Origin of the sequence: Rhodanobacter ginsengisoli, from assembly GCF_042657065.1 — a bacterium.
Classification (GTDB): domain Bacteria; phylum Pseudomonadota; class Gammaproteobacteria; order Xanthomonadales; family Rhodanobacteraceae; genus Rhodanobacter; species Rhodanobacter ginsengisoli.
On record NZ_JBHSNF010000001.1, the window covers coordinates 944045 to 967615 of the forward strand.

Below are 23571 nucleotides of genomic sequence, written 5' to 3' on the forward strand. Positions count from 1 at the left end.
GCCGGCTGGCGCTATCCGGCATGGTAACCGAGCGGGGCGGGCTTTAAAGCGCGGGCCGACAACCCCATGTGGGATAGTTCCCGACCCACCGCAGACAACATCGATACCCATGGATTCCCTGATCGCGCTAGCCGAAAGCAAGTTGTTGTCCCCCGGCGGCATCGCCACCGGCGATCTGGACCGCGTATTCACCCAGTTGATGGGGCCGTCGATCGACGCGGCGGATCTGTACTTTCAGCATTCGCGCAGCGAGTCGTGGTTGCTGGAAGAGGGCATCGTCAAGGACGGCAGTCACTCGATCGAGCAGGGCGTCGGTGTGCGCGCGATCTCGGGCGAGAAGACCGGGTTCGCCTATTCCGACGAGATCGTGCTGCCGCAACTGCTGGAAGCCTCCCGCGCCGCGCGGGCGATCGCCCATGACGGCAACGGTGCCGGCAAGCCGCTGGCACTGAACGGCGCGCGCCAGCTCTACCCGGCGATCGATCCCGTCGAGAGCCTGCCCAATCCCGACAAGATCGCGCTGCTGCGCGAGGTCGATGCCTATGCGCGTTCGCGCGATCCGCGGATCAAGCAGGTCATCGTCAGCCTCGCGGCAACCATCGACACGATCCTGATCGCCGCCTCCGATGGCACCCTGGCTGCCGACGTGCGGCCGCTGGTGCGACTCAGCGTGCAGGTGATCGCCGAGCAGAATGGCCGGCGCGAGCAGGGCAATGCGGGTGGCGGTGGCCGCTACGGCTACCGCGAGCTGATCGAGAACGGTCGCGCGCTGGCCTTCGCCGACGAGGCCGTGCGCCAGGCGCTGGTCAACCTGGACGCGGTCGATGCGCCGGCCGGCAGCATGACCGTGGTGCTCGGCCCCGGCTGGCCCGGCGTATTGCTGCACGAGGCGATCGGGCATGGCCTGGAAGGCGACTTCAATCGCAAGGGCAGCTCCGCATTCTCCGGCCGCATCGGCCAGCGCGTGGCGGCGAAGGGCGTCACCATCGTCGACGACGGCACCCTGCAGGGCCGACGCGGTTCGCTCAGCATCGATGACGAGGGTACGCCGAGCGAGTGCACCACCCTGATCGAGGACGGCATCCTCAAGGGCTACATGCAGGACAAGCTCAATGCGCGCCTGATGGGCATGGCGCCGACGGGCAACGGCCGGCGCGAGTCGTTCACCACGTTGCCGATGCCCCGCATGACCAATACCTACATGCGGGCCGGCTCGCACGATCCGCAGGAGATCATCCGCTCGGTCAAGCGTGGCCTGTATGCGCCGAACTTCGGTGGTGGCCAGGTCGACATCACCAACGGCAAGTTCGTGTTCTCCGCCAGCGAGGCCTACCTGATCGAGGACGGCCGGGTCACCCGTCCGGTCAAGGGCGCCACCCTGATCGGTTCCGGTCCGGAGGTGCTCAACCGGGTCTCGATGATCGGCAACGACCTGGCCCTGGACGAGGGCGTGGGCGTGTGCGGCAAGGACGGCCAGAGCGTGCCGGTCGGAGTCGGTCAGCCGACCCTGAAGATCGACAACATGACCGTGGGCGGCACCGCTTCCTGACATCGCTGGCGCGGTGGCGCCGGAGTCGATGGTCTGTCGCTTCATCGACGCGAGGCCATCGCAGCGTGCGCGCAGGCGGCCCTAAATCGTTCCATCGGAGCCGTGGCGCAATGTCGCGGCGTGATGTTTGGGCAGCGGCGGGGCATACGCCGGAATCACCTTTCGTACGGTAGCCGATAGACCCCGGCAAAGCGCCGTGCTTCAACACTTTCGCGTCTCAATAGGGTGGCTGCCAGGGCTCCGGGGGAAGGGCTGCGCGGAGCGTCGGGCATGGGCTGCAAATTCTTGCGGCCAACGCACTTGACCTGTGTCAAAAACCCCATCTGTCGCTGTGTTTAACTTTGCCTTAATGGCGGCGTCAGCAATGAATCATCCAATGGGTAATCAGGAGTAGACAGTCATGAATGCGGTGAACGAGGGGATTCCGGATCGGGGCAAGAGCAACGGTCGGTGGTTTCGAAAGCTTGCGACGGCAGCCTGCCTGCTGCTGGCGCCCACGCTGGTGTTGGCCGTGCCGTCTTACGCGCGGCAGACGCATCAGCCCTGCGCAGCCTGCCATGTCGGAGGTTTTGGCCCTGAACTGACGCCGTTCGGGCGCGAGTTCAAGATCAATGGTTACACCATGAAGGTCGGCAACGACACGAAAGTGCCGCTCTCGGCGATGCTGGTCGAGTCCTTCGAGCATACGAAGAAGGCGCAGGACCCGGCGGACATGCCGAGTGGTTTCGGGACCAACAACAATTGGTCGCTGGACCAGGCTTCGCTGTTCCTGGCGGGGCGTCTGAGTGATCACATGGGCGTGTTTGCCCAGGCCACCTACTCCCAGAACGGTCACCTGCTGGGTTGGGACAATGCGGACGTGCGTTATGCGCGCCCGTTCACCCATGGCGACCACAGCGGTACCTGGGGTATCTCGGTCAACAACAATCCGACCGTCAGTGATGCGTTCAACAGCGCGCCGGCCTGGATCTACCCGTACATGGGTTCAGAGATGGTGCCGGGAGCACCCGCTGCACCGATCCTGTTCGGGGGGTTGGGTGGTCAGTCGATCGGTGCCACCGCCTATGCCCAGATTGACGGCAAATGGTATCTGGAGGCCGGCGCGTATCGTTCGCTGTCGATTGCCTTCACCCATCACGTGAATGCCGATTATTCCGGCAGGATATCCGACCCGGCCCCGTATGCACGCGCGGCGTACACCTGGAAAGTCCCGCACGGCAATCTCACGGTGGGCGGTTTCCTGCTGAACGTGAAGCGTGGCGGGCTCGGTTCGGACCTCAACGGAAATGACATTCCGTTGTCCGGCCCCACCGACAACTTCAACGATCTGGGACTGTCCGGCGACTACCAGTACTTCAAGGGTGACCACATCGTCACGGTCAACGGGTTGTACGTGCACGAGAAGCAGACCCTCAACAATACGTACGATGGCGGCAACGGTGCCTCGAATCTGCACGACACGCTGAATTCGTTCAACCTCAAGGGCAGCTACTGGTTCCGCAACACGTATGGCGTGACGCTGGCCGGGTTCGCGAGCAATGGCAGCAACGACCTGACCCTCTACGGCAACAACGGTTCACCCAATACCCAGGGCGGCATCGTCGAGCTGAACTACAACCCGTTCGGTCAGGCTACTTCGTGGAAACAGCCCTACGCCAACGTGCGGCTTGGCCTGCAGTACACCTTCTATTCGAAGTTCAATGGCCTTGTGCACAACGTGGATGGGGCGGGGCGTAAAGCCAGCGACAACAACACGCTCTACTTCTACGTGTGGTTGGCGATCTAGGCGTGTCGAAATGCATCATCGGCAGCGACCGATGATGTACTGACCCGTCGCATCGACTTTGGCGCCAGTCCGCGGCATCCGGTACACGGGATGTCGAGGGCTGGCGCCGTTGCGTCCGGGTGGCGCCATCGTTGGCGACGCTGGCCGGGTGGTTGTGAGCAACAGCTCCCGTCCCCCGGTGGCGGTCGGGTGCGGTGTCGTTCTCTACGGGTGACGTCTCTTCCTGACGGGCAACAGAGAAGTCACTTGCCCTCTGCGGGAGGACGCAAACCCCGTGCCCGGAAGTTCAGGAACTCATGTGCCACGCCAGGCAAGAGCGTCGCGCAGTGGGTGCGTTCTGGCGGAGGCCGAGATTCGACCCCGGGCCGACTACTCCCCGGACTGGGCCAGATCCTTCAGCAGCTGGAAAATCTCCCGATACGCCCGCGGCGGCTTGTTCGGCGTGTCCTTCTCGACACGCGCCTGCCGCACCAGCGAGCGCAGGTGCTGGCGGTCGACCTGCGGGTGTTCGTTGATCAGTTCGGACAGCGCGGCCTCGTCCTCGGCAATCAGGCGGTCGCGCATCGATTCGAGCCGATGCATGGCGGCATTCTCCTGGCGCTGCCTTTCGCGGTTCTCGCCGAGTTCGGCGCGTACGGAAGCGAAGTCCTCGTCGCCGTAACGGCGCATGACCTTGGCCAGGAAGGCGAGCTGGCGCTTGCGCGCGCCGTGTGCGGTCATCCGACGGGTGATGTCGATTTCGCGGCGCACGTCTTCCGGCAGCTCGAGCTTGGCCAGCCGGCTCGGCTGCAACTCGATCAGCTGGCCGGCCAGGGTCAGCACGGCCAGCGCCTCGCGACGCTGCTGGGTACGGCTGGGACCGTAGTCCTCTTCGTCGAGTTCGGTCTGGTTGCGGCTGCGGCTCGGGCTCACGGTGTTCAATTCCAGGAAGGGGCGGTGTCAGGGAGGCGGGGTGTCGCTATCGGGCCCGGCCAGGTCGGGTTCGGTCGATTCCAGTGCGAAGCGGGCGATCGGCTCGCCATCCAGTTCGATGGTCTCGTTGAACATGCTGGCCGGGCGTACCCACAGGCCATGATCGCCGTAGAGTGCCTGGTAGACCACCAGCGGCTCCAGCGTCTCGCTGTGACGGGCCGTGCCCAGCACACGGTAGCGCTGACCCTTGTAATGGCGATAGATGCCGGCGGTGGGTTGCATGGGCGTTCTCCGCAGCTCTTTGCATTCTGCCGCGGCGACCCCATCTTGGGCGATTGACCCCATCGGGAAGCTTGGCGGCTGCGAACCGCCTATTCTACCCGTCAAACCCCGAGGAAAGCCCAACGTGAGCGAAAGCACCATCAGCCAGGACCGCAGCCAGCAGGATCGCAGCGAGCAGGAGCTCGACCGGCTGGCCGAACTGGCCGAGGACGTGATCCGCCGCGCCCGCGCCGCGGGCGCCAGCCAGGCCGAGGTAGCCGCCAGCATCAACACCGGGTTGAGCGTGAACGTGCGGCTGGGCGAGGTGGAGACGGTGGAGCACACTCGCGACCGCGGCTTCGGCCTCACGGTGTACTTCGGCCAGCGCAAGGGCTCGGCCAGCACCGCCGATCTGCACCCGGATTCGATCCAGGCGACCCTCGACCAGGCCTGTGCGATCGCCCGCTACACCGAGGCCGATCCCGCCGCCGGACTGGCAGATGCGGCGCGCATGGCCACATCGTTTCCGGATCTGGACCTGTGGCATCCGTGGGACATCGACACCACCCGAGCGATCGAGCTGGGCATCGAGATCGAGGATGCCGGCCGTGCACATGCGGGCATCAGCAATTCCGACGGCGCCAGCGTGCAGGCCGGGCAGGGAGTGTCGGTGTATGCCAACTCGCACGGTTTCGTCGGGCGCGAGCGCGGCACCTCCCACTCGCTGTCGCTGGCCCTGATCGCTGGCGACGAAGACGGCATGCAGCGCGACTACTGGTACGACAGCGTGCGCGCGGCCGGCGATTTCATCAGCGCCAGGGCACTCGGCGACAAGGCGGCCGAGCGTACGCTGGCGCGCATGGGTGCGCGCAGCCTGTCGACACGGCAGTGCCCGGTGCTGTTCGTGCCGGAGCTGGCGCGCGGCTTGATCGGCCACCTGCTGGGCGCCGTCAGCGGTGGCGCGCTGTATCGCCAGGCCAGCTTCCTGCTCGACCACGTCGGCAAACCGGTGATGCCGGGCTGGCTCAATATCAACGAACGACCGCAGCTCCGGCGCGGGCAGGGCTCGGGCAGCTTCGATGCCGAAGGCGTGGCGACGAGCGACAGCGCGCTGATCGACGGTGGCGTGCTGGCGCGCTACGTGCTCGGCAGCTACTCGGCGCGCAAGCTGGGGCTGGAATCCACCGGTAATGCGGGTGGCATCCACAACCTGATTGTCGATCCGGGCAGCGCCGACCATACACTGGACGATTTTGCCGGCATGCTGAGGCGCATGGGCACCGGCCTGCTGGTGACCGAGGTGATGGGGCAGGGCGTGTCGACCATCACCGGCGACTATTCGCGTGGCGCGGCGGGTTTCTGGGTGGAAAACGGCCAGATCGCCTATCCGGTGGAGGAAATCACCATCGCCGCGAACCTGCGCGAGATGTTCGCCGGGATCGTGGCAGTGGGCACGGATGTCGATCGGCGCTCGCACATCCTCACCGGTTCGATCCTGCTGGAGCGAATGACGGTGGCGGGCGAATAGATCGCGGCAAGTTTCGCCCCTGCCGCAAGTTCACTCGGCAAACCGCTCATGGCTTGCTAGCATCCGGAGCACCGGCACTGGGCCGGCGATCCGTCGACGTTGAGGAGATGCGCATGAGCGTTCCACCCGATTCCGTCAATCCGCCCCCGCCGAGTGAACCCGTGGTCGGCGCCCCGTCGGCCGAGGAGCGTCAGTGGGCGATGTTCGCGCATCTGTCCGCGCTGTTCGGGCTGGTGATTCCGCTGGGCAGCATCATCGGCCCTCTGGTGATCTGGCTGATCAAGAAGGACACCATGCCGTTCGTCAACGATCAGGGCAAGGAGGCGCTGAACTTCAACATCACCGTGGCCATCGCGGCGATTGTTTGCTGGATCCTGGTCTTCGTCCTGATCGGATTCCTGCTGTTGCCAGCCGTGGCGATTGCCTGGCTGGTGTTCGTGATCATCGCCACGATCAAGTCCAACGAGGGCACGACCTACCGTTATCCGTTCACCTTGCGGCTGGTCAACTGAGCCGGACACACGGGCCATCCGGCGCCCTGCGCCGGATGGCGGCCCGCTGAAGGTTTCGAATAGACTTGGCCGGTCTGTCGCGGTCTGGACGATGCGGCAGGCAGGGGGCGGGGTTGGGGGAATGCCAGGACTGGACGGCCCCGCTGGAAGGGACGACAAATCTGTTCAAGGGGATGACTGATGGGTTTTTTTGACTGGTATCTGAAGTGCGTCAAGGGCCACTACGCGGATTTCGAGGGGCGTGCCCGGCGTACCGAATACTGGATGTTCTTCCTGGTCAATCTGATCATTTCGATCGTGGTGGGATTGATCGGCAGGGCGATCGGGTTCGAAGTGCTCGGTTCGCTCTACGGCCTGGCCATGCTGGTGCCCGGACTGGCCGTGGGCGTGCGTCGCCTGCATGACACCGGACGCACGGGCTGGTGGTGGCTGATCGCGCTGATTCCGGTGATCGGAACGATCTGGATCATCGTGCTGTTCGCCACCAATGGCGATCAGGGTGCCAACCAGTACGGCCCGGACCCGAAAGACGCCGCAGCCTGAGCCGACCGGTCTGGCGGGTGGAATATCGGGGCGGCGCAAGCCGCCCTTTTTCATGGCGCGATGCCATGACCCCAGATCACGAACTCGATCACGTCGCGCGACTCAATACCTGCGATGGGCTGCGTAGAGCGCCAACTCCTGCAGCAGCCCGGCCGGCGCACCCCATGGCGCGATCGCCTCGCGCGCCGTGTCGATCAGTTCGGCCAGGCGCGTGCGCGAGGCGTCCAGTCCGATGATCGAGGGGAAGGTGGGCTTGTCGGAGGCCGCGTCCTTGCCGGCGGTCTTGCCGATCACGGCCGATTCGCCCTCCACGTCGAGGATGTCGTCGCGCACCTGGAAGGCCAGGCCTACCGCATGGGCGTACCCGTCCAGCGCCTGCAGGGCGGCGTCGTCGGCGCCGGCGAGAAGCGCGCCGAGCCGCACCGAGGCGCGGATCAGGGCACCGGTCTTGCAGGCATGCATGTGTTCGAGTTCGGCCAGGCTCAGCCGCCGGCCGACTGCCGCCAGATCCAGCGCCTGACCGCCGGCCATGCCTTCCGCACCGCAGGCGCGGCCCAGCGCACGCAGCATCGCGATATGGGTGGCCGGAGCCGCCTGGCCGGCACGGTCGTCGGCGAGCAGTTCGAACGCCAGTGCCTGCAATGCATCGCCCGCGAGGATCGCCATCGCCTCGCCGAACACGATGTGGCAGGTCGGCCGGCCACGACGCAGGGCGTCGTCGTCCATCGCCGGCAGATCGTCGTGCACCAGCGAATAGGCATGAATCAGCTCCACCGCACAGGCCGCCGCGTCCAGCGCCGGGCCGTCCTCGCCGAGCATATGGGCAGCGGCGTAGACCAGCATCGGCCGCAGCCGCTTGCCGCCACCCAGCACGGCGTAGCGCATCGCACGGTGCAGCTCGGTGGGGGAATGGTCGGCCGGCGGCAGGTTTCGTTCGAGCGCCAGTTCGGCGCGTTCGATCAACAGCTGCAGTGCGGGACCGAGCTCAGAGTTCGGGTTCAAACGGTTCGGCACCGTCGGGGGCATCGGGATCCAGCAACAGACGGACACGCAGTTCGGCCTGTTGCAACGACTGCTGACAATGGCGGAACAGGCCGATGCCGCGCTCGAACGAGGCCAGCGATTCGTCCAGGCTCAGCTCACCACCTTCCATGCGTGCGACCAGTTGCTCCAGCTCGTCGAGTGAGTGTTCGAAGTCGACGGCGGGCGGGGTTTTCACGGGTGCGGGAACGGTCTTGGCCATGGGCCGCAACGCTAACGCAGCGGCCGTCCGGAATCAATCCGCGCGGCCTGTCGAAGCCACCGGAAACGGAGATTCAGCGCGCCGGTTGCCAGCGGGGGCGCGTGCCGGCACGCTCGAAAATGGCGGCACCGTGCGCGTTGCACCAACGGTCGGCCACCGCGACCAGTTCGTCGCCGATGTACAGCAGCGGGCAGCCGACGCGCCGCCACGGCGGCATGGCGCTGTGCTGGAACAGGTCGCGCAGTTCGCGGGTATGCGCATCGCCGGCGGGCTTGATGCGCTCGCCGCCACGGCGCAGGCGCACGATCAGGGGCTCGGCGAGGCGGGCGGCGGGATCGTGCAGGGTCAGCGCGCCGCCATCGGGCAAGGTCAGCGGCGCACCGTCCCAGCTCGCCTGCCAGTCGGCGGCGATGCCGTGTCCCGGCGGCAGCGCCCACAGTCGATCCTTCCAGATGTGCAGCTCCGCGCCGGGCCAGCGGATGCAGGGCAGCTGGCCCGGACGCGCGCTGCACTGGCGTTCGATCTGGCGCCGCTGTGCGGTGGTCGGAGCCGGCAGGCCGCGTCCATGCAGCCAGTGATCGAGCAACGGCTCGCGCAGTGCGGGAGCGAGGGCGAGCCAGCCTGCCGCGTCCAGGCTGCCGGTCAGCGGATCGTGCAGCACATCCATCGCGGCCAGCCACTGCGTCTTCAGCGCCTCGGCGGCGGCACGGCTGAGGGCAGCGCTGTGCAGGATCGAATCCACCGCCTGCGGCCAGTGCGCGCTCAGTCGCGGCAGGATCTCGTGGCGCAGGTGGTTGCGCGCCAGCCGGGTGTCGTTGTTGGACGGGTCGTCGACGCAGGAAAGTCGATGCACATCGAGATATTCGCGCAGTTGCTGCCGCGACAGCGCCAGCAGCGGCCGCCACAGCTGGCCGCGGCCCAGCGGGCGCAGGGCATGCATGCCGCCCAGGCCGTCCGGTCCGGCGCCGCGCAGCAGCTTCAGCAGCACGGTCTCGACCTGATCGTCGCGGTGATGGCCGAGCAGCAGGTATTCGTCGTCGTCCAGTTGTGCCGCCAGTGCGGCATAGCGGGCATCACGGGCGGCGGCTTCGATGCCGCTGCCGCCGCGGCGGTCGACCTGTACGCGCAGCACCTCGCACGGCAACTCCAGCGCAACGCAGACACGGCGGCAATGTTCCGCCCAGGCCGCGCTGCCGGCATGCAGTGCGTGATCGACATGCAACGCGCGCAGGCCCAGCGCGCGCGCCTGCGGCAGTTGCGCCAGCGCATGCAGCAGGGCGGTGGAATCGGGGCCGCCACTGAACGCGACGCAAAGTCGCGCCGCCGATGTGGTGGCCAGTGCGGCTGCCAGATGCCGCTGCAGCGGATCGTTCACTTCTTGCCGCTGCGGGGACGCACGTAGAGGTGCTTGCCGTTGCCGATCTGGCGTTCCTCGGCCTCGAACAGGCCGATCCCGTTGACCAGTCCGCTGAGCTTGGCGTAGCCGTAATTGCGCGGATCGAAGTCCGGCGACTGCTTGTTGATGATGCTGCCGACCGCACCCAGGCTGGCCCAGCCGGAGTCGTCCGAGGCGGCCTCGATCGCGTTGCGCAGCAGGTTCATCAGCTGCGCGTCGCCGCGCAGTTCCTTCGCGTTGCGCCGCTTCAGGCCCGCGCTGGGTTCGGCCTCGGTGGCCTGCACCAGCACTTCGGTGTAGATGAACTTGTCGCAGGCGGTGCGGAACGGTTCGGGAGTCTTCTTCTCGCCGAAGCCGTAGACGGTCTGGCCCGATTCGCGGATGCGCGAGGCCAGCCGGGTGAAGTCGCTGTCGCTGGAAACGATGCAGAAGCCGTCGAAGCGTTCGGTGTAGAGCAGGTCCATCGCGTCGATGATCATCGCCGAATCGGTGGCGTTCTTGCCGACCGTGTAGCGGAACTGCTGGATCGGCTGGATCGAGTGGCGCAGCAGCACGTCTTTCCAGCCGGTGAGGTCGGGCTTGGTCCAGTCACCGTAGATTCGCTTGACGTGGGCGGTGCCGTACTTGGCGACCTCGGCCAGCAGGCCTTCGACGATCGCCGGCCGCGCATTGTCGGCGTCGATCAGTACGGCGAGCTTGGTGGTGTCCTGGGCCATGGCGAATCCCGGCAGCGTGGAGGTGCCGCCGATGTTACCGCCAAGCGCATGGCGGTCGTCATCCCCGGAGCCGGGCTATTCCTGGTACGCGCCGTAGCTGCGCAGGCGCCGGTAGCGCTGTTCCAGCAGGTCGGCGACCGGCATCGCCTCGAGCTCGTCCAGCTGGTTCAGCAGCACCGCCTTCAGGCGGATCGCCATCGAACGCGGATTGCGGTGCGCCCCGCCCAGCGGCTCGCGCACCAGCTTGTCGATCAGGCCCAGCTCCAGCAGGCGTGGCGCGGTCATGCCCAGCGCCTCGGCGGCATCCTTCACCTTGTCCGGACTCTTCCACAGGATCGAGGCGCAGCCTTCCGGCGAGATCACCGAATAGGTCGAGTACTGCAGCATCAGGGTGCGGTCGCCGACGCCGATCGCCAGCGCGCCGCCGGAGCCGCCTTCGCCGATCACGGTGCAGATGATCGGCACCTTCAGCCCGGCCATTTCCATCAGGTTGCGCGCGATCGCCTCGCTCTGGCCACGCTCCTCGGCACCGACGCCGGGATAGGCTCCGGGGGTGTCGATCAGGGTCAGCAGCGGTAGCTTGAAGCGCTCGGCCATCTTCATCAGGCGCAGCGCCTTGCGGTAGCCCTCCGGACGGGGCATGCCGAAGTTGCGGCGAACCTTGGTCTTGGTGTCGCGCCCCTTCTGGTGGCCGATGATCACCACCGGACGGCCGTTGATGCGGCCCAGGCCACCGACGATGGCGGCGTCGTCGGCGTACATGCGGTCGCCGGCCAGCTCGTGGAATTCCTCGCAGATCACGCCGATGTAGTCCAGCGTGTACGGTCGCGCCGGGTGGCGCGACAGCTGGGTGGTCTGCCAGGAGTTGAGATTGCGGAAGATCTCGGCGGTCTTGACCTTCACCTTCTGGCGCAGGCGACCGACTTCCTCGTCGATATTGAACGCCTGGCCATGGCTGGCGTGGCGAAGCTCTTCGATCTTCGCGTCCAGTTCGGCGATCGGTTGTTCGAAATCGAGGAAGTTTGGGTTCATTCGCTGCAATTCGTGGCACTGAAGCGGGTCAGTATACCGTCCCGAAGGAAAACGGGAGAACGGCGCCGTATGGCCGTGACGGGTTCGACGGATCCCTGCCGGGGCGGGCCCGATTGCGCTATCGTGCGTCCCATCAGGCAGCGTACCCAGCGGATCCGACCATGCCGATCAGGCCCCCCATCGACAACGCCAAGCTCGACCGCATCGTGGCCGAGGCCCGGCGCAATGCGGAGCAGCGCGAGCTGGGCTACCGCGAGCGTGCGCTGAAGATGTATCCATGGATCTGCGGCCGCTGTGCGCGCGAGTTCACCCGCGCGAACCTGCAGGAACTGACCGTGCATCACCGCAATCACGATCACGACTTCAATCCGCCCGACGGCAGCAATTGGGAACTGCTGTGCGTGTACTGCCATGACAACGAGCACTCGCGCCATATCGATCATGTGCGGGGCGGCGTGCTGGCGGTCGAGGATGCGCCGGCAGCGACCGGCAATCCGTTCGCCGATCTGAAGGCGATGATGGAGCGCGGCGGCAAGAAATAGGGTTGCCGGACGCAGTCAGTCCGGCTGCTTGACGATGCGCAGCCGCGCCGCCTGCACGCCGGGCAGTGCGCGCACCGCGCGCAGCAGGTCGGGGATGGCGTCCACCCGCCACTCCTCACCCAGTTCGAGGTCGGCCTGGGCGCTGCGGTTGCGATAGCCGTGCAGGGTCACGCTGGCACGGCCGCCGCGGTAGCCCGCCAGCGCGTGCTGCAGTTGCCCGACGAAATCGGGCCCGATGCCGTTCAATTTCAGTTGCAGCAGCCGGGCATGCCGGCGGCAGGCGTCGGCCAGCGAGCAGGCGCTGCGCGCGCGCAGCTGGAAGCCGCCGCCGGAGAAGTCATCGATGCGCAGGCCGCCGTCGACGATCAGCATTTCGTCGCGGGTCAGCAGCGGGGCGACCTGCTGGTACAGCTCGCCGAAGAAGCTCACCTCGATGCTGCCGCTGCCGTCCTCCAGCCGCACGAAGGCGTCGCTGTCGCCACGCTTGCGCACGGCGGTGACCATGCCGGCGACCGTCCATGGCGTGTCCGGGCCGCGGCGGAAGCGGTTGCCGTCGTCGTTGTCGTTCTTGCGCGGCCTCGGCGGCTGGTAGCGCTCGACGATCTCGCCCAGCGGGCAGGTCGACAGCTGTGCCAGCTCGTCCTTCCACGGGTCGGTCGGATGGCCGGACAGGTAATGCCCGAGCGTGTCGCGCTCGCCCTGCAGCTTCTGCTCCAGCGGCCATTCCGCCACGGTCGGCAGGTCGATCTTCACTACCGGCGTGGCGCTGCCCATGGCCGCGCCGAACATGTCGTTCTGGCCCGACTGCTTGTCGCGCAGGTGCTGTTCGGCGGCCTTGATCGCATCGGGCAGCTGCAGCATCAGGCTGGCGCGGTTCGGCGCCAGTGCATCCAGCGCGCCGGAGAGGATCAGCGCTTCCAGCACGCGGCGGTTGAGCTTGCCCGGATCGACCCGGCGGCAGAAATCGGCCAGGTCGGCATAGGCACCGTGCGCGCGTTCGGCCACGATCGCCTCGCACGCACCCTGGCCCACGCCCTTGATCGCGCCCAGTCCGTACTGGATGGTGCGAGCGCCTTGGCGCGAGGCATCGGACAAGGTGTCCGACTCGACCGCCACGAACATGTATTCGGACGCGTTGACGTCCGGCGGTTGCACCACGATGCCGATCGCGCGGGATTCGTTGAGGAAGGTCACCGCCTTGTCGGTATTGTCCATGTCCGCGGAGATCGTCGCGGCCATGAACTCGGCGGGGTAGTGCGCCTTCAGCCACGCGGTCTGGTAGGACACCAGCGCGTAGGCGGCCGCGTGCGACTTGTTGAAGCCGTAGCCGGCGAACTTTTCCATCAGGTCGAAGATCGAGTCGGCCTTCTCGCCGGTGAGCCCGTCCTTCGCCGCGCCCTCGCGGAACTTGGCGCGCTCCTTCGCCATTTCCTCGACTTTCTTCTTGCCCATCGCGCGACGCAGCAGGTCGGCGCCGCCGAGCGAGTAGCCGCCCACGATCTGCGCCATCTGCATCACCTGCTCCTGGTAGACCATGATGCCGTAGGTCTCTTTCAGGATCGGCTCGACGCGAGGGTCGGGGTATTCCACTTCCTCGCGGCCGTGCTTGCGCGCCACGAAGCTGGGGATCAGGTCCATCGGGCCGGGGCGGTACAGCGCCACCAGCGCGATGATGTCCTCGAAGCGATCGGGCCTGGCGTCCTTGAGCATGCGCTGCATGCCGGAGGACTCGAGCTGGAACACCGCGACCGTCTGCGCCTTCTTCAGCAATTCGTAGGGCTTGGGATCGTCCAGCGGCAGCTGCGAGATATTCAGCGGCGCTTCGCCGGTTTTCGCGCGACGCGCGTTGATCGCCTTCACCGCCCAGTCGATGATGGTCAGCGTGCGCAGGCCGAGGAAGTCGAACTTCACCAGGCCGACCGCCTCGACGTCGTCCTTGTCGTACTGGGTCACCACGCTGCCGCCGCCGGGCTCGCAGTACAGCGGCGCGAAGTCGGTCAGCGGGGTCGGCGCGATCACCACGCCACCGGCGTGCTTGCCGGCGTTGCGGGTGAGGTTTTCCAGTTTCAGCGCCAGGTCGATCAGGGCGCGGGCGTCCTCGTCCTGTTCGTAGGCTTCGCAGAATTCCTTGACGACCCGGTCGGTTTCCTTCTTCGACTTTTCCGAGCGGCCGAGGGCATCGGACAAGGTCAGGTCGAGCGGGCGCGGCGGCACCAGCTTGGCCAGCCGGTCGACCTGGCCGTAGGGCATGCTCAGCACGCGGCCGGAATCGCGCAGCACCGCCTTGGCCGCCATCGAGCCGTAGGTGATGATCTGGCTGACCCGGTCGCGACCGTATTTCTGCGCGACGTAATCGATCACCTCGTCGCGGCGATCCATGCAGAAGTCGATGTCGAAGTCGGGCATCGACACGCGTTCGGGATTCAGGAAGCGCTCGAACAGCAGGTTGAACTGCAGCGGGTCGAGGTCGGTGATCTTCAGCACCCAGGCGACCAGCGAGCCGGCACCCGAACCGCGGCCGGGACCGACCGGAATGCCGTGCTGCTTACCCCAGTTGATGAAGTCCGCCACGATCAGGAAGTAGCCGGGAAAGCCCATCTCGATGATGACGTCCAGCTCGCGTTCCAGACGGGCTTCGTAGTCGGCGAGACTGTGACCCGCCGCCAGCGGCGCGCTGGCCAGCCGTTCGCGCAGGCCTTGTCGCGACAGCTCGCGGATATGGCTGTTGAGGTCGTGCCCTTCGGGGACCGGAAAGTCGGGCAGGTAATAGGTGCCGAACTGCAGTTCCAGATTGCAGCGACGGGCCAGCTCGACGGTGTTTTCCAGGGCTTCGGGAAGGTCGGCGAACAGCGTCGCCATCTGCTCCGGGGTCTTCAGGTATTGCTGGTTGCTGTAGTCGTGCGGGCGCTTGGGATCGGCCAGCACGCGGCCCTGGTTGATGCATACGCGTGCCTCGTGCGCATCGAAGTCGTCCTGTTTCAGGAAGCGCACGTCGTTGCTGGCCAGCACCGGCAGGCCCAGTTCGGCGGCCAGCGCGAGCGCGAGCGCGTTCCAGTTTTCCTCGCCATCGCGGCCGCAGCGGGTCAGCTCCAGATACAGCCGGTCGGGAAACAGCCGGGTCAGCGGACGCAACCGGGTCAGTGCAGCCTCGATGCCCTGGTTCGCGGCGACCCGGCCGACCTCGCTGTCGCGACCCAGCAGGGCGATCAGTCCGGTGCTGGCTTCGGCCTGCAGCCAGCCGGCCTCGACCAGCGCCCGGCCGCCGTGCTGGCCGTCGCGCCATGCGCGCGAGACCAGTCGCGACAGGTTGAGGTAACCCTCACGGTTCTGGCACAGCACGGTGAGCCGCCAGGGTCGGGGGTCGTCCGTTGCCGAAATCCACAGGTCGCAGCCGCCGATCGGCTTGATGCCGGCGGCGCTGCAGGCCTTGTAGAACTTCACCAGCGCGAACATGTTGCATTCGTCGGTCAGCGCCACCGCCGGGATGCCGTCGCGCACGCAGGCAGCGACCAGCGCCTTGATGCGGATGGTCGAGTCGACCAGCGAATATTCGCTGTGCAGATGCAGGTGGGTATAGCGGACGGTCATGCAGATTTACGCGCGGAGTCCATGCAGGCTACCCGGCCATCGACGCAGCGGCAAGATTGACTTGTGCGCGGTTTGCGCAAAGTGTGCGGCGGCCTCGTCCGTCGCCTGCGTTCAGTGCGCGGCGAGCACTTTCGGAGCCGGTTCCGGCTCGTTGATCAAGCTGTTGATCTCGTCGATCAGGCCATTCAGCATGTCCTCGCCGTAGCCGACGTGGATGTGCGCCACGGTGCCGTCGCGATGCAGCATCACCATCACCGGAATGCCACCGGCGGCACCGTAAGGTGCACCCACTTTGCCTTTGCGATCCCAGTTGATCAACAAATTCGGCAGGCGCCGGTGCAAAACCCGCGCGCTGTGACGGAACGTGTCGCGGTCTTCGCGATAATCGATCGATACCACCTGCAGCGGCAGCGAGCGCGAGCTGGCCACGGATTGCAGGCCAGCCAGTATCGGCATCTCCTTCATGCAGTAGCCGCACCATGTCGCCCAGAAGCTGATGACGACGACCTTGCCATGCAGCGACGACAGGCTCATGGACTTTCCGCCCAGGGTCGTACCCAGTGAATCGGGCGGCGTGTCGCCGGGCTGGACCCCAGCTGCAGCGGCAAGGCAGTACAGCAGTGCAAATAGTGCGAAACCCGTCCGGCGCATGTCGCTCCCCCTCCGTTTGTCTCAGCATAGCAACGGCGGCGGCGATTTATTCATCGACGGGTGGGTGGTCGCCCGCCGATGCCAAACGGCAGCGGTGGTGCGGGTAACCCCGGCAACGACAGTGGGCTCAGGCGTGCGGGTCAGGTTCCATGGCGAGGCTCAGCGCACGTGAAAGCGCTCTTCGTCGGGGCGTTCCAGATAGTGCTCGAGGCAGCGTACGCGCAGCGGCTGCAGGTCATAGTCGACATGCGCAGCCGCCGGCTCTGCGGGGGCGGCGACAGGTGGCTCTGCCGTCTGGTCGAGGAATGCCGCCGACGGTGCGGCTGCAGGCTCTTCTTTCAACGTCATGGTGCGACTCCGGGCAAGCGGGCGTCCGTGCCAATGATGGATTCCCCGCTACTGGAGATGCATCGACGACCGAAAAAGTTGCCATGACCGATGGGCTATGCAGATCCCGCGGATGTCGTCCATGACGCTCGTCGAGGCGTAGCAGGCAATCAGAACAGGCGTGCCTGATCGAGCAGAAGCCGCACCGGCGCGAAGCTGCGGCGATGTTGCACGCATGGCCCGAGCTGCTGCAGCGAGGCCAGGTGGGCCGGCGTCGGGTAGCCCTTGTGCACGGCAAAACCGTACCCGGGATGAATGGTATCCAGCGCCACCATCAGGCGGTCGCGGCTGACCTTGGCCAGGATCGATGCGGCGCTGATCGCCGGTTCCAGGGCATCGCCGCCGACGATCGCGCGACCGCGGCAGGGCAGATCTTTCGGCAGCTTGTTGCCGTCGACCAGCGCCTCATCGGCCGCGGGTGCCAGGCCGGCCACGGCGCGGCTCATGCCCGCCATGGTGGCCTGGAAGATGTTCAGGCGATCGATTTCGTCCGGTTCGATCAGCACCACGCAATACGCCAGCGCGCGTTCGATGATCTGCGGATACAAGGCCTCGCGTTTCGCTTCGCTGAGTTTCTTCGAATCGTTGAGCCCGGCGATGGGACGCTGGGGATCGAGGATCACCGCGGCCACCGCGAGTGGGCCGGCCAGCGGCCCGCGGCCGGCCTCGTCCACGCCCGCTACAAGCGCGTTCGTGGCAGGCGCCGGGATGCTACGGATGGCCATGTTCCTCGTCGATCAATTCGGCGATCGCCGCCGCCGCGCGATCTCCCGCGTGACCCTCCAGCCCCCCGCGCAGGCTCTGATGCAGTTGTTCGAACGCGGCGACGATCGCGCTGCGCCGTTCGCTGTCCTTGAACAGCGCCAGCGTGGCCGCCGCCAGGTTGACCGCGGTGAAGTCGTCCTGCATCAGTTCGGGAACCAGCAATCCCTCGCCGAGGCCGCAGGCACGCGCCAGGATGTTGGGCAGCGCGTAGACATCGGTTTTCAGCATCTTCAGGGCGCGGGCGATGCGGTAGCTCGTCGGCGCAACCCGGTAGCCGACCACCATCGGGCGCTTGGCCAGCATCGCTTCCAGTGTGGCGGTGCCCGAAGCGAGCAGTACCACATCGGCGGCCAGCATGGCCTCGTGAGCATGGCCGTCCAGCAGCAGGGGCGTCGCCTCGCCGCGCGGCTGCCTGGCGAGCAGCTCGCCGAGCAGGGCATGTACCTGCGGATTGGCCGCCGGTATCACGATGCGCAGTCCCGGCAGCGCGGCGGCGACCCGGCTTGCGGCCTCGATGAAGATTTTCCCCAGTCGCGCCACTTCCGATGGCCGGCTACCCGGCAGCACGGCGAGCACGGGCGCCTGTTGCGGCAGTTGCAGCGCATCGCGCGCGCCGACGCGATCGGACACGAGCGCGAAGCGGTCGGCCAGCGGATGGCCCACGAACCGGGCATCGACGCCATGCCTGGCGTAGATCGCCGGTTCCATCGGGAACAGGCAGAGTACGCGGTGGGCGCTGCGACCGATTTTCTCGGCGCGCTTTTCGCGCCAGGCCCACACCGACGGGCTGACGTAATGCACGGTGCGCAGACCGGCCTGCTTCAGGCGCTGTTCCACGCCGAGGTTGAAGTCCGGCGCGTCGATGCCGATCACCACTGCCGGCCTTGCCTGCAGCAGACGGGCGACGAGAGACCTGCGCAATCGCAGCAGCCGCGGCAGGTGGCTGATCACTTCACTGAAGCCGAACAGCGAAAGCTCGCGGATGTCGTGCCAGGACTCGAACCCCTGCGCCTGCATGCGGGCGCCGCCGATGCCGACGAAGCGGGCATGCGGGTAGCGCAGGCGCAGCGCAACGATCAGGTCGGCGCCGAGCTGGTCGCCCGAGTCTTCGCCGGCGAGGAGGGCGACAAGCGGGGCGGAGTCTGTTTCCGTTGACGACATGATTCAGCCCGCGCAGGAGCAGGAACGCATGTTCGACTTGCCGATATGCGCTGCGCGCATGTCAGCGGGCCAGTGCCCGTTCGCTGTGATCGAGAAAGTCGAGCATGGCGCGCACGTCATCGCTTTCGCGGGCCTGCTCGACCAGCTTCTCGCGGGCCTCGGGCAACGACAGGCCCGCCATGTACAGGGTGCGGTAAGCACGCTTGATCGCGGAAATGCGCGTGGCATCGAAGCCGCGGCGCTTCAGCCCTTCGCTGTTGATCCCACGGGGGCGGCCCTGCTGCTCGTTCGCCATCATCACGAACGGCGGCACGTCATGGCCGACCAGGCAGCCCATGCCGATGAAGGCGTGGGCGCCGACCTTGCAGAACTGGTGCACGCCGGAATAGCCGGACAGGATCGTCCAGTCGCCGATCTCCACATGTCCGGCCAGTGCCGAGTAGTTGGAGAACACCACGTGGTTGCCGATCTGGCAGTCGTGCGCAACGTGCACGTAGGCGAGTACCCAGTTGTCGTCGCCGATGCGGGTGACGCCGCCACCGTCGCCGGTGCCGCGGTTGATCGTGGCGAATTCGCGGATCAGGTTGCGATCGCCAATCACCAGTTCAGTGCGCTCTCCGGCGAATTTCTTGTCCTGCGGATCACCGCCCAGCGAGGCGAACTGGGTGATGCGGTTGTCGCGACCGATCCGGGTCGGTCCTTCGATCACCACATGCGGGCCGATGACCGTACCGCTGCCGATTTCCACTTCGGCACCGATCACGCTGTAGGCACCAATGCTGACATTGGCACCGATGACGGCGGAAGGATCGATCAGCGCGGTAGGGTGAATCGGTGCGGCGTGGATCATTTCGCGGCCCTCGCCGCACACATCAGCTCACAACTCGCCACTTCCTTGCCATCGACCACGGTGCGCGCCACGAACAGGCCCATGCCGCGTACCAGGCGCTTCTGGGTGACTTCCAGGCGCAACTGGTCGCCGGGAACCACCGGCGCGCTGAAGCGGGCATTGTCGACCTTGACCAGGTAGAACAACGGACTGCTCTTGTCGCCCTTCATGCGGCGACTCAACTGGGTCAGCAAGCCGGCAGCCTGCGCCATCGCCTCGATGATCAGTACGCCAGGCATCACGGCGTGGCCGGGGAAATGGCCCTGAAAGAACTGCTCGTTGATGGTCGCGTTCTTCAATGCGACGACATGCAAATCGGGCACCATCTCGATCACACGATCGACCAGCAGGAACGGATAGCGATGCGGCAACAATTGCTGGATCTGCTCCACATTGATCGGCAACGCCAGGATTCCGCTTTTATCACTCATTGTTGCTGTCCTTCTCCAGCGCCGACAACCGGCGCGCGTACTCGTCCAGATGCTTGAAGCGTGCGGCGTTCTTGCGCCACTGCAGATTGTCCTGCAATGGCACGCCGGATGAATATTCGCCCGGTTCGCGAATCGAACGCGTGACCAGGCTCTTGGCGGTAATGGTAACCCGATCGGCCAGTTCCAGATGGCCAAGCACGCCGGCGTTGCCGCCGATCATGCAATAGCGGCCGATTTTCGCACTGCCGGCCACGGCCGCGCAGCCGGCCATCGCGGTGTGTGCACCGATATGCACGTTGTGCGCGATCTGGATCTGGTTGTCCAGCCGCACATCCTCCTCGAGCACGGTATCTTCCAGTGCACCGCGGTCGATCGTGGTATTGGCGCCGATCTCGCAGTCATCGCCGATGCGCACGCCGCCGAGCTGCGGCAGCTTGACCCAGCCGCCGTGGTCGGAAACGTCCCGATCGAATGCGAGGCCGAAACCATCCGAACCGATCACCGCGCCGGGATGCACCAGTACGCGTCGTCCCAACGTGACCCGGGTCACCAGGGTCACCCTGCCGACCAGCCGCGAGTGGGCACCGACGGTGCATTGCTCGCCCACGATGCAATGCGGGCCGAGCACGACGCCATCCTCGATCACGGCACCGTCCTCGACGACGCAGCAGGGGCCGATGCTGGCGCTGTCGCTGATCCGCGCGCCGGGGGCGATCACGGCGCTGGGATGAACCCCCGGGGGAGCGGCCGGCATCCGTTCGAACAGCGTGGCGATCCGTGCATAAGTGACGTACGGATCCCTGGCGATCAAGGCTGTCGTCGGGCAGTCGGCGAGGTCTTCCGTGCGGAGCACGACCACGCCGGCGCGAGTCGCCGCCAGCTGGCCGGTGTACTTGCTGTTGGCGAGGAAGCTCAACTGACCGGGGCTGGCGCCGGCCAGGGTGCCGACGCCACTGATGATGCGGGTGCCATCACCGTTGAAAGCCAGGTCGAACCGTTCGGCCAGCTCGGCCACCGTGTAATGGATTGCGCTCATGTCTGCTCCGGACTCTGCCGGCCATTGTAGGCGGTGGCGGCGCCTGGTGCAGTGTGCCTGCGCACAAAGGAAAGCGCGGCGTGGCCGCGCTTTCCGGGTGCCATGACATTCGACTCAGGTCAGAACTGGCTGCCGAAGGTGAACTGGATCCTCTCCTCGTAATGGCTGTCGGAGGGTTGCGTGCGGAACGGCACGGCCAGACTGATGATCAGCGGGCCGATCGGCGCCTGCCAGTGCAGCGAGACACCGGCCGACGCGCGCAGGGTGCTGGCATTGAAGCTCTGGTAGCTCTGATAGGCATTGCCGACGTCAGTGAAGACGGACACGCGCGCGGTGTTGATGTCCTTCAGGAACGGCAAGGGAATGTAGACCTCGGCGGTTCCCAGCACCTTGAACGCACCGCCGATCGGCTGCGCGTAATAACCGGTTCCGCACAAGCCGTTGGCCGTCGGCGTGCTGCCGTCGATGCAGACCCGCGGTCCCAGCGTATTGTCCTGGAAACCGCGCACGTCGCGCACGCCGCCCGAGTAGAAGTTGGCAAAGAACGGGAAATCCTGGCGCATGTCCGGCATGTCGTAACCGGGCCTGGCGGCGTCTGTGGCGGTCTTCAGTGCAGCGAAGTCGGCATCGCTTATGCCATTGCTGCCATAGGTCTTGCCGTAGCCGACCTGGCCATCCAGGTACAGCACAAAACCCTTGCCGATCGGCCAGTAATGGTTGGCCTCGGCAGTCAGTTTCCAGTACTGCACGGTCGAGCCGGGCAGGGCGATATCCGTCGTGGCGGAGATCAGGCCGCCGCGGGTCGGGGCCCAGTAACCGTTGCGGGTATCGTGATTCCAGCCCAGCGTGCCTGTCCACGAATGGATGGTCTTGTTGCCGATCTGGTTCTGGTAGTCGACCAGTGCCTGCGGGCTGTAACCCGGAATGAGATTGACCTTGTTGCTGCTGATGCCGAGCCCCACCCGGATACCGTCCGTCTCGGTGACCGGAATGCCGAGGTAGGTGGAGAAACTCTTGGCGCTGGTGCTGTAGTTGGCGAAGTTGGTATTGCCGTAATCGGTCTTCGAGTAGCTGGCGCTGTATCCGATGCCGATGCCGTTGTCGGTCAGGTACGGGTTGTAGTAGTTGAGGCCAAGATTGGTCTGATAGGTGCTGCGCGAACCGCTGACCGAGAAGCTGTCGCCGGTGCCGAACAGGTTGTTCTGCGACAGCGAGGCGTTCAGGATGATGCCGGAGTACTGCGAATAGCCCACGCCGAACTGCACGCTGCCGGAGGATTGCTCCTCGACCTTGACGCTGATGTCCACCTTGTCCAGGGTGCCCGGCACCAGCTTCTTGTCGATATCGACCTTCTTGAAGTAGCCGAGCCGCTGCAGGCGGATCTTGGAGCGATCGATCGCCGCCTGCGAATACCATGAGCCTTCGAGTTGGCGCATCTCGCGGCGCAACACGTTGTCTTCGGTCTTGGTGTTGCCGTTGAACACCACGCGGCGCACGTAAACGCGCTGACCCGGCTCCACGTACATGGTCAGGTCGACGGTGCGCTTTTCCTTGTCCAGTTTCGGGATCGGGGTGACCTTGGCATAGGCATAGCCGATATTGGCCAGCACCGCCTTGATCGCCTTGCTGCTGTTCTCGATGGCAGCGCGATTGAATGTGTCGCCCGACTTGATGAACACGAACTGGCGCATGGTCGCTTCAGGCAAGATCAGATCGCCGAGCAGCTTGACGTCGGAAACCTTGTAGATTTCGCCTTCCTTGATGCTCGCGTCGATGTACATCGCGCGTTTGTCCGGTGCGATCGCCACCTGGGTGGAGTCGACGCCGAAATCGGCGTAGCCGCGATCCATGTAGTAGGACTGCAGTTTTTCCAGATCGCCGGAGAGCTTCTCGCGGGAATACTGGTCGTCCTTCGAATACCACGACATCAGGTTGCTGGTATTGGACTCGAATTCCTTGCGGATCTGCTTGTCGGAGTAGGCATGGTTGCCGAGGATGTTCAGTTCCTTGATCTTGGCTGCCTTGCCCTCGCGGATCTCGATGTCGATGGCGACGCGGTTGCGATCCAGCCGGGTCACGTGGGGGTCGACCGAGACGTTGTACTTGCCGCGGTTGTAGTACTGCCGGATCAGTTCCTGCTGCACGTTGTCCAGCGCGAGCCGGTCGAAAGTCTCGCCCTCGGTGAGCCCGATCTGCTTGAGACCCTTCTTCAGGTCATCGGTCTTGATGTCCTTGTTGCCACGCAGGGTCAACTTGGCGATCGACGGCCGCTCGACCACCTTGATCACCAGGATGTCGCCGTCGCGATCGAACTCCACGTCACTGAAGAACTTGGTTCGATACAGCGCGCGGATGGCCCGTTGGGCCTCGTCGCTGGTCAGCCGGTCACCCTTGTTCACCGGCAGGTAGTTGTAGACCGTGCCGGCCGAGATACGGCTGAGACCGTCGATGCGGATATCCGACACCACGAAGGGGTCGAACGCGAACGCATTGGCGGAGAGGGAGGCAAGCAGGATCAGCGCGGCGATACGCTTCATCGTCGGTTCCGTTGGGTTATTTCGATGGAACGGCCAGTGCGGCCGCTCCGATCAACGCTAGAGGCAGGGACAGGCCCTGCCTCAAAAGAGAATCTGCACACCGCAG

At 65.7% G+C, this 23571-nt stretch carries 22 protein-coding genes; 6 read left to right on the top strand and 16 right to left on the bottom strand.

Annotated features, from left to right (window positions below; all coding sequences use genetic code 11):
• Window positions 1-109 precede the first annotated feature (109 nt).
• Together tldD and ACFPPA_RS04170 are read left to right on the top strand one after the other, a co-directional pair.
• Window positions 110-1549 (top strand): metalloprotease TldD, encoded by a 1440-nt coding sequence (gene tldD, locus ACFPPA_RS04165; protein WP_377317537.1) that lies wholly within the window; start codon window positions 110-112, stop codon window positions 1547-1549.
• 400 nt (window positions 1550-1949) lie between these two features.
• Window positions 1950-3335 (top strand): cytochrome C, encoded by a 1386-nt coding sequence (locus ACFPPA_RS04170; RefSeq protein WP_377317539.1) that lies wholly within the window; start codon window positions 1950-1952, stop codon window positions 3333-3335.
• A gap of 369 nt (window positions 3336-3704) precedes the next feature.
• Here the strand turns inward: ACFPPA_RS04170 and yjgA are convergent, their stop codons facing one another.
• Together yjgA and ACFPPA_RS04180 are read right to left on the bottom strand one after the other, a co-directional pair.
• On the bottom strand, window positions 3705-4247 hold the full coding sequence (gene yjgA, locus ACFPPA_RS04175) for a ribosome biogenesis factor YjgA (protein WP_377317541.1): 543 nt from the start codon (window positions 4245-4247) through the stop codon (window positions 3705-3707).
• A 27-nt stretch (window positions 4248-4274) separates the two neighbouring features.
• Entirely contained in the window at window positions 4275-4529 is a 255-nt protein-coding gene (locus ACFPPA_RS04180) for a DUF1653 domain-containing protein (protein WP_377317543.1), read from the bottom strand.
• 124 nt (window positions 4530-4653) lie between these two features.
• On the opposite strand from ACFPPA_RS04180, the gene pmbA reads away from it, so the two are divergent.
• From pmbA to ACFPPA_RS04195, 3 genes are all read left to right on the top strand, one after another.
• The gene (pmbA, locus tag ACFPPA_RS04185) at window positions 4654-6036 is read left to right on the top strand and encodes a metalloprotease PmbA (protein WP_377317545.1); all 1383 of its coding nucleotides are present in this window, start codon (window positions 4654-4656) and stop codon (window positions 6034-6036) included.
• Between the two features lie 113 nt (window positions 6037-6149).
• Window positions 6150-6548: a DUF4870 domain-containing protein gene (locus ACFPPA_RS04190; protein ID WP_377317547.1), complete on the top strand. Its 399-nt coding sequence runs from the start codon at window positions 6150-6152 to the stop codon at window positions 6546-6548.
• 180 nt (window positions 6549-6728) lie between these two features.
• Window positions 6729-7091, top strand: a complete 363-nt coding sequence (locus ACFPPA_RS04195) for a DUF805 domain-containing protein (RefSeq protein WP_377317549.1) — start codon at window positions 6729-6731, stop codon at window positions 7089-7091.
• 102 nt (window positions 7092-7193) lie between these two features.
• On the opposite strand, the gene ACFPPA_RS04200 is transcribed toward ACFPPA_RS04195, so the two are convergent.
• From ACFPPA_RS04200 to ACFPPA_RS04220, 5 genes are all read right to left on the bottom strand, one after another.
• Window positions 7194-8093: a polyprenyl synthetase family protein gene (locus ACFPPA_RS04200; RefSeq protein WP_377317551.1), complete on the bottom strand. Its 900-nt coding sequence runs from the start codon at window positions 8091-8093 to the stop codon at window positions 7194-7196.
• Window positions 8077-8334: an exodeoxyribonuclease VII small subunit gene (locus ACFPPA_RS04205; RefSeq protein WP_377317553.1), complete on the bottom strand. Its 258-nt coding sequence runs from the start codon at window positions 8332-8334 to the stop codon at window positions 8077-8079. Before ACFPPA_RS04205 ends, ACFPPA_RS04200 begins: the two co-directional genes overlap by 17 nt.
• Window positions 8335-8407: 73 nt before the next feature.
• A complete protein-coding gene (gene tilS, locus ACFPPA_RS04210) occupies window positions 8408-9709 on the bottom strand; it encodes a tRNA lysidine(34) synthetase TilS (RefSeq protein ID WP_377317555.1) in 1302 nt (433 codons plus the stop codon).
• Window positions 9706-10446, bottom strand: a complete 741-nt coding sequence (locus tag ACFPPA_RS04215) for an NYN domain-containing protein (RefSeq protein WP_377317557.1) — start codon at window positions 10444-10446, stop codon at window positions 9706-9708. Before ACFPPA_RS04215 ends, tilS begins: the two co-directional genes overlap by 4 nt.
• Before the next feature lie 75 nt (window positions 10447-10521).
• Window positions 10522-11478, bottom strand: a complete 957-nt coding sequence (locus ACFPPA_RS04220; RefSeq protein ID WP_377317559.1) for an acetyl-CoA carboxylase carboxyltransferase subunit alpha — start codon at window positions 11476-11478, stop codon at window positions 10522-10524.
• A 161-nt stretch (window positions 11479-11639) separates the two neighbouring features.
• Between ACFPPA_RS04220 and ACFPPA_RS04225 the strand changes: the two genes are divergently transcribed.
• Window positions 11640-12020 carry a YajD family HNH nuclease gene (locus ACFPPA_RS04225; protein WP_377317561.1) on the top strand — a complete coding sequence of 127 codons (381 nt, stop codon included), beginning with the start codon at window positions 11640-11642 and terminating at the stop codon, window positions 12018-12020.
• A gap of 15 nt (window positions 12021-12035) precedes the next feature.
• On the opposite strand, the gene dnaE is transcribed toward ACFPPA_RS04225, so the two are convergent.
• The 9 genes from dnaE to bamA all read right to left on the bottom strand — a co-directional run bounded on the left by dnaE (window position 12036) and on the right by bamA (window position 23465).
• The gene (gene dnaE / locus ACFPPA_RS04230) at window positions 12036-15608 is read right to left on the bottom strand and encodes a DNA polymerase III subunit alpha (protein WP_377317563.1); all 3573 of its coding nucleotides are present in this window, start codon (window positions 15606-15608) and stop codon (window positions 12036-12038) included.
• Window positions 15609-15719: 111 nt separating this feature from the next.
• The gene (locus ACFPPA_RS04235) at window positions 15720-16259 is read right to left on the bottom strand and encodes a TlpA family protein disulfide reductase (protein WP_377317565.1); all 540 of its coding nucleotides are present in this window, start codon (window positions 16257-16259) and stop codon (window positions 15720-15722) included.
• Window positions 16260-16418: 159 nt separating this feature from the next.
• Window positions 16419-16607 carry a hypothetical protein gene (locus tag ACFPPA_RS04240; RefSeq protein ID WP_377317567.1) on the bottom strand — a complete coding sequence of 63 codons (189 nt, stop codon included), beginning with the start codon at window positions 16605-16607 and terminating at the stop codon, window positions 16419-16421.
• Window positions 16608-16756: 149 nt separating this feature from the next.
• On the bottom strand, window positions 16757-17371 hold the full coding sequence (gene rnhB / locus ACFPPA_RS04245; RefSeq protein ID WP_377317569.1) for a ribonuclease HII: 615 nt from the start codon (window positions 17369-17371) through the stop codon (window positions 16757-16759).
• On the bottom strand, window positions 17358-18572 hold the full coding sequence (gene lpxB, locus ACFPPA_RS04250) for a lipid-A-disaccharide synthase (protein WP_377317571.1): 1215 nt from the start codon (window positions 18570-18572) through the stop codon (window positions 17358-17360). The genes rnhB and lpxB overlap by 14 nt, the downstream gene beginning before the upstream one ends.
• 61 nt (window positions 18573-18633) lie before the next feature.
• Window positions 18634-19422 (bottom strand): acyl-ACP--UDP-N-acetylglucosamine O-acyltransferase, encoded by a 789-nt coding sequence (gene lpxA, locus ACFPPA_RS04255; RefSeq protein ID WP_377317573.1) that lies wholly within the window; start codon window positions 19420-19422, stop codon window positions 18634-18636.
• A complete protein-coding gene (fabZ, locus tag ACFPPA_RS04260; protein WP_377317575.1) occupies window positions 19419-19892 on the bottom strand; it encodes a 3-hydroxyacyl-ACP dehydratase FabZ in 474 nt (157 codons plus the stop codon). Before fabZ ends, lpxA begins: the two co-directional genes overlap by 4 nt.
• The gene (gene lpxD / locus ACFPPA_RS04265) at window positions 19885-20928 is read right to left on the bottom strand and encodes a UDP-3-O-(3-hydroxymyristoyl)glucosamine N-acyltransferase (RefSeq protein WP_377317577.1); all 1044 of its coding nucleotides are present in this window, start codon (window positions 20926-20928) and stop codon (window positions 19885-19887) included. Before lpxD ends, fabZ begins: the two co-directional genes overlap by 8 nt.
• Before the next feature lie 119 nt (window positions 20929-21047).
• Window positions 21048-23465: an outer membrane protein assembly factor BamA gene (gene bamA, locus ACFPPA_RS04270; RefSeq protein WP_377317579.1), complete on the bottom strand. Its 2418-nt coding sequence runs from the start codon at window positions 23463-23465 to the stop codon at window positions 21048-21050.
• Between the last annotated feature and the right edge of the window lie 106 nt (window positions 23466-23571).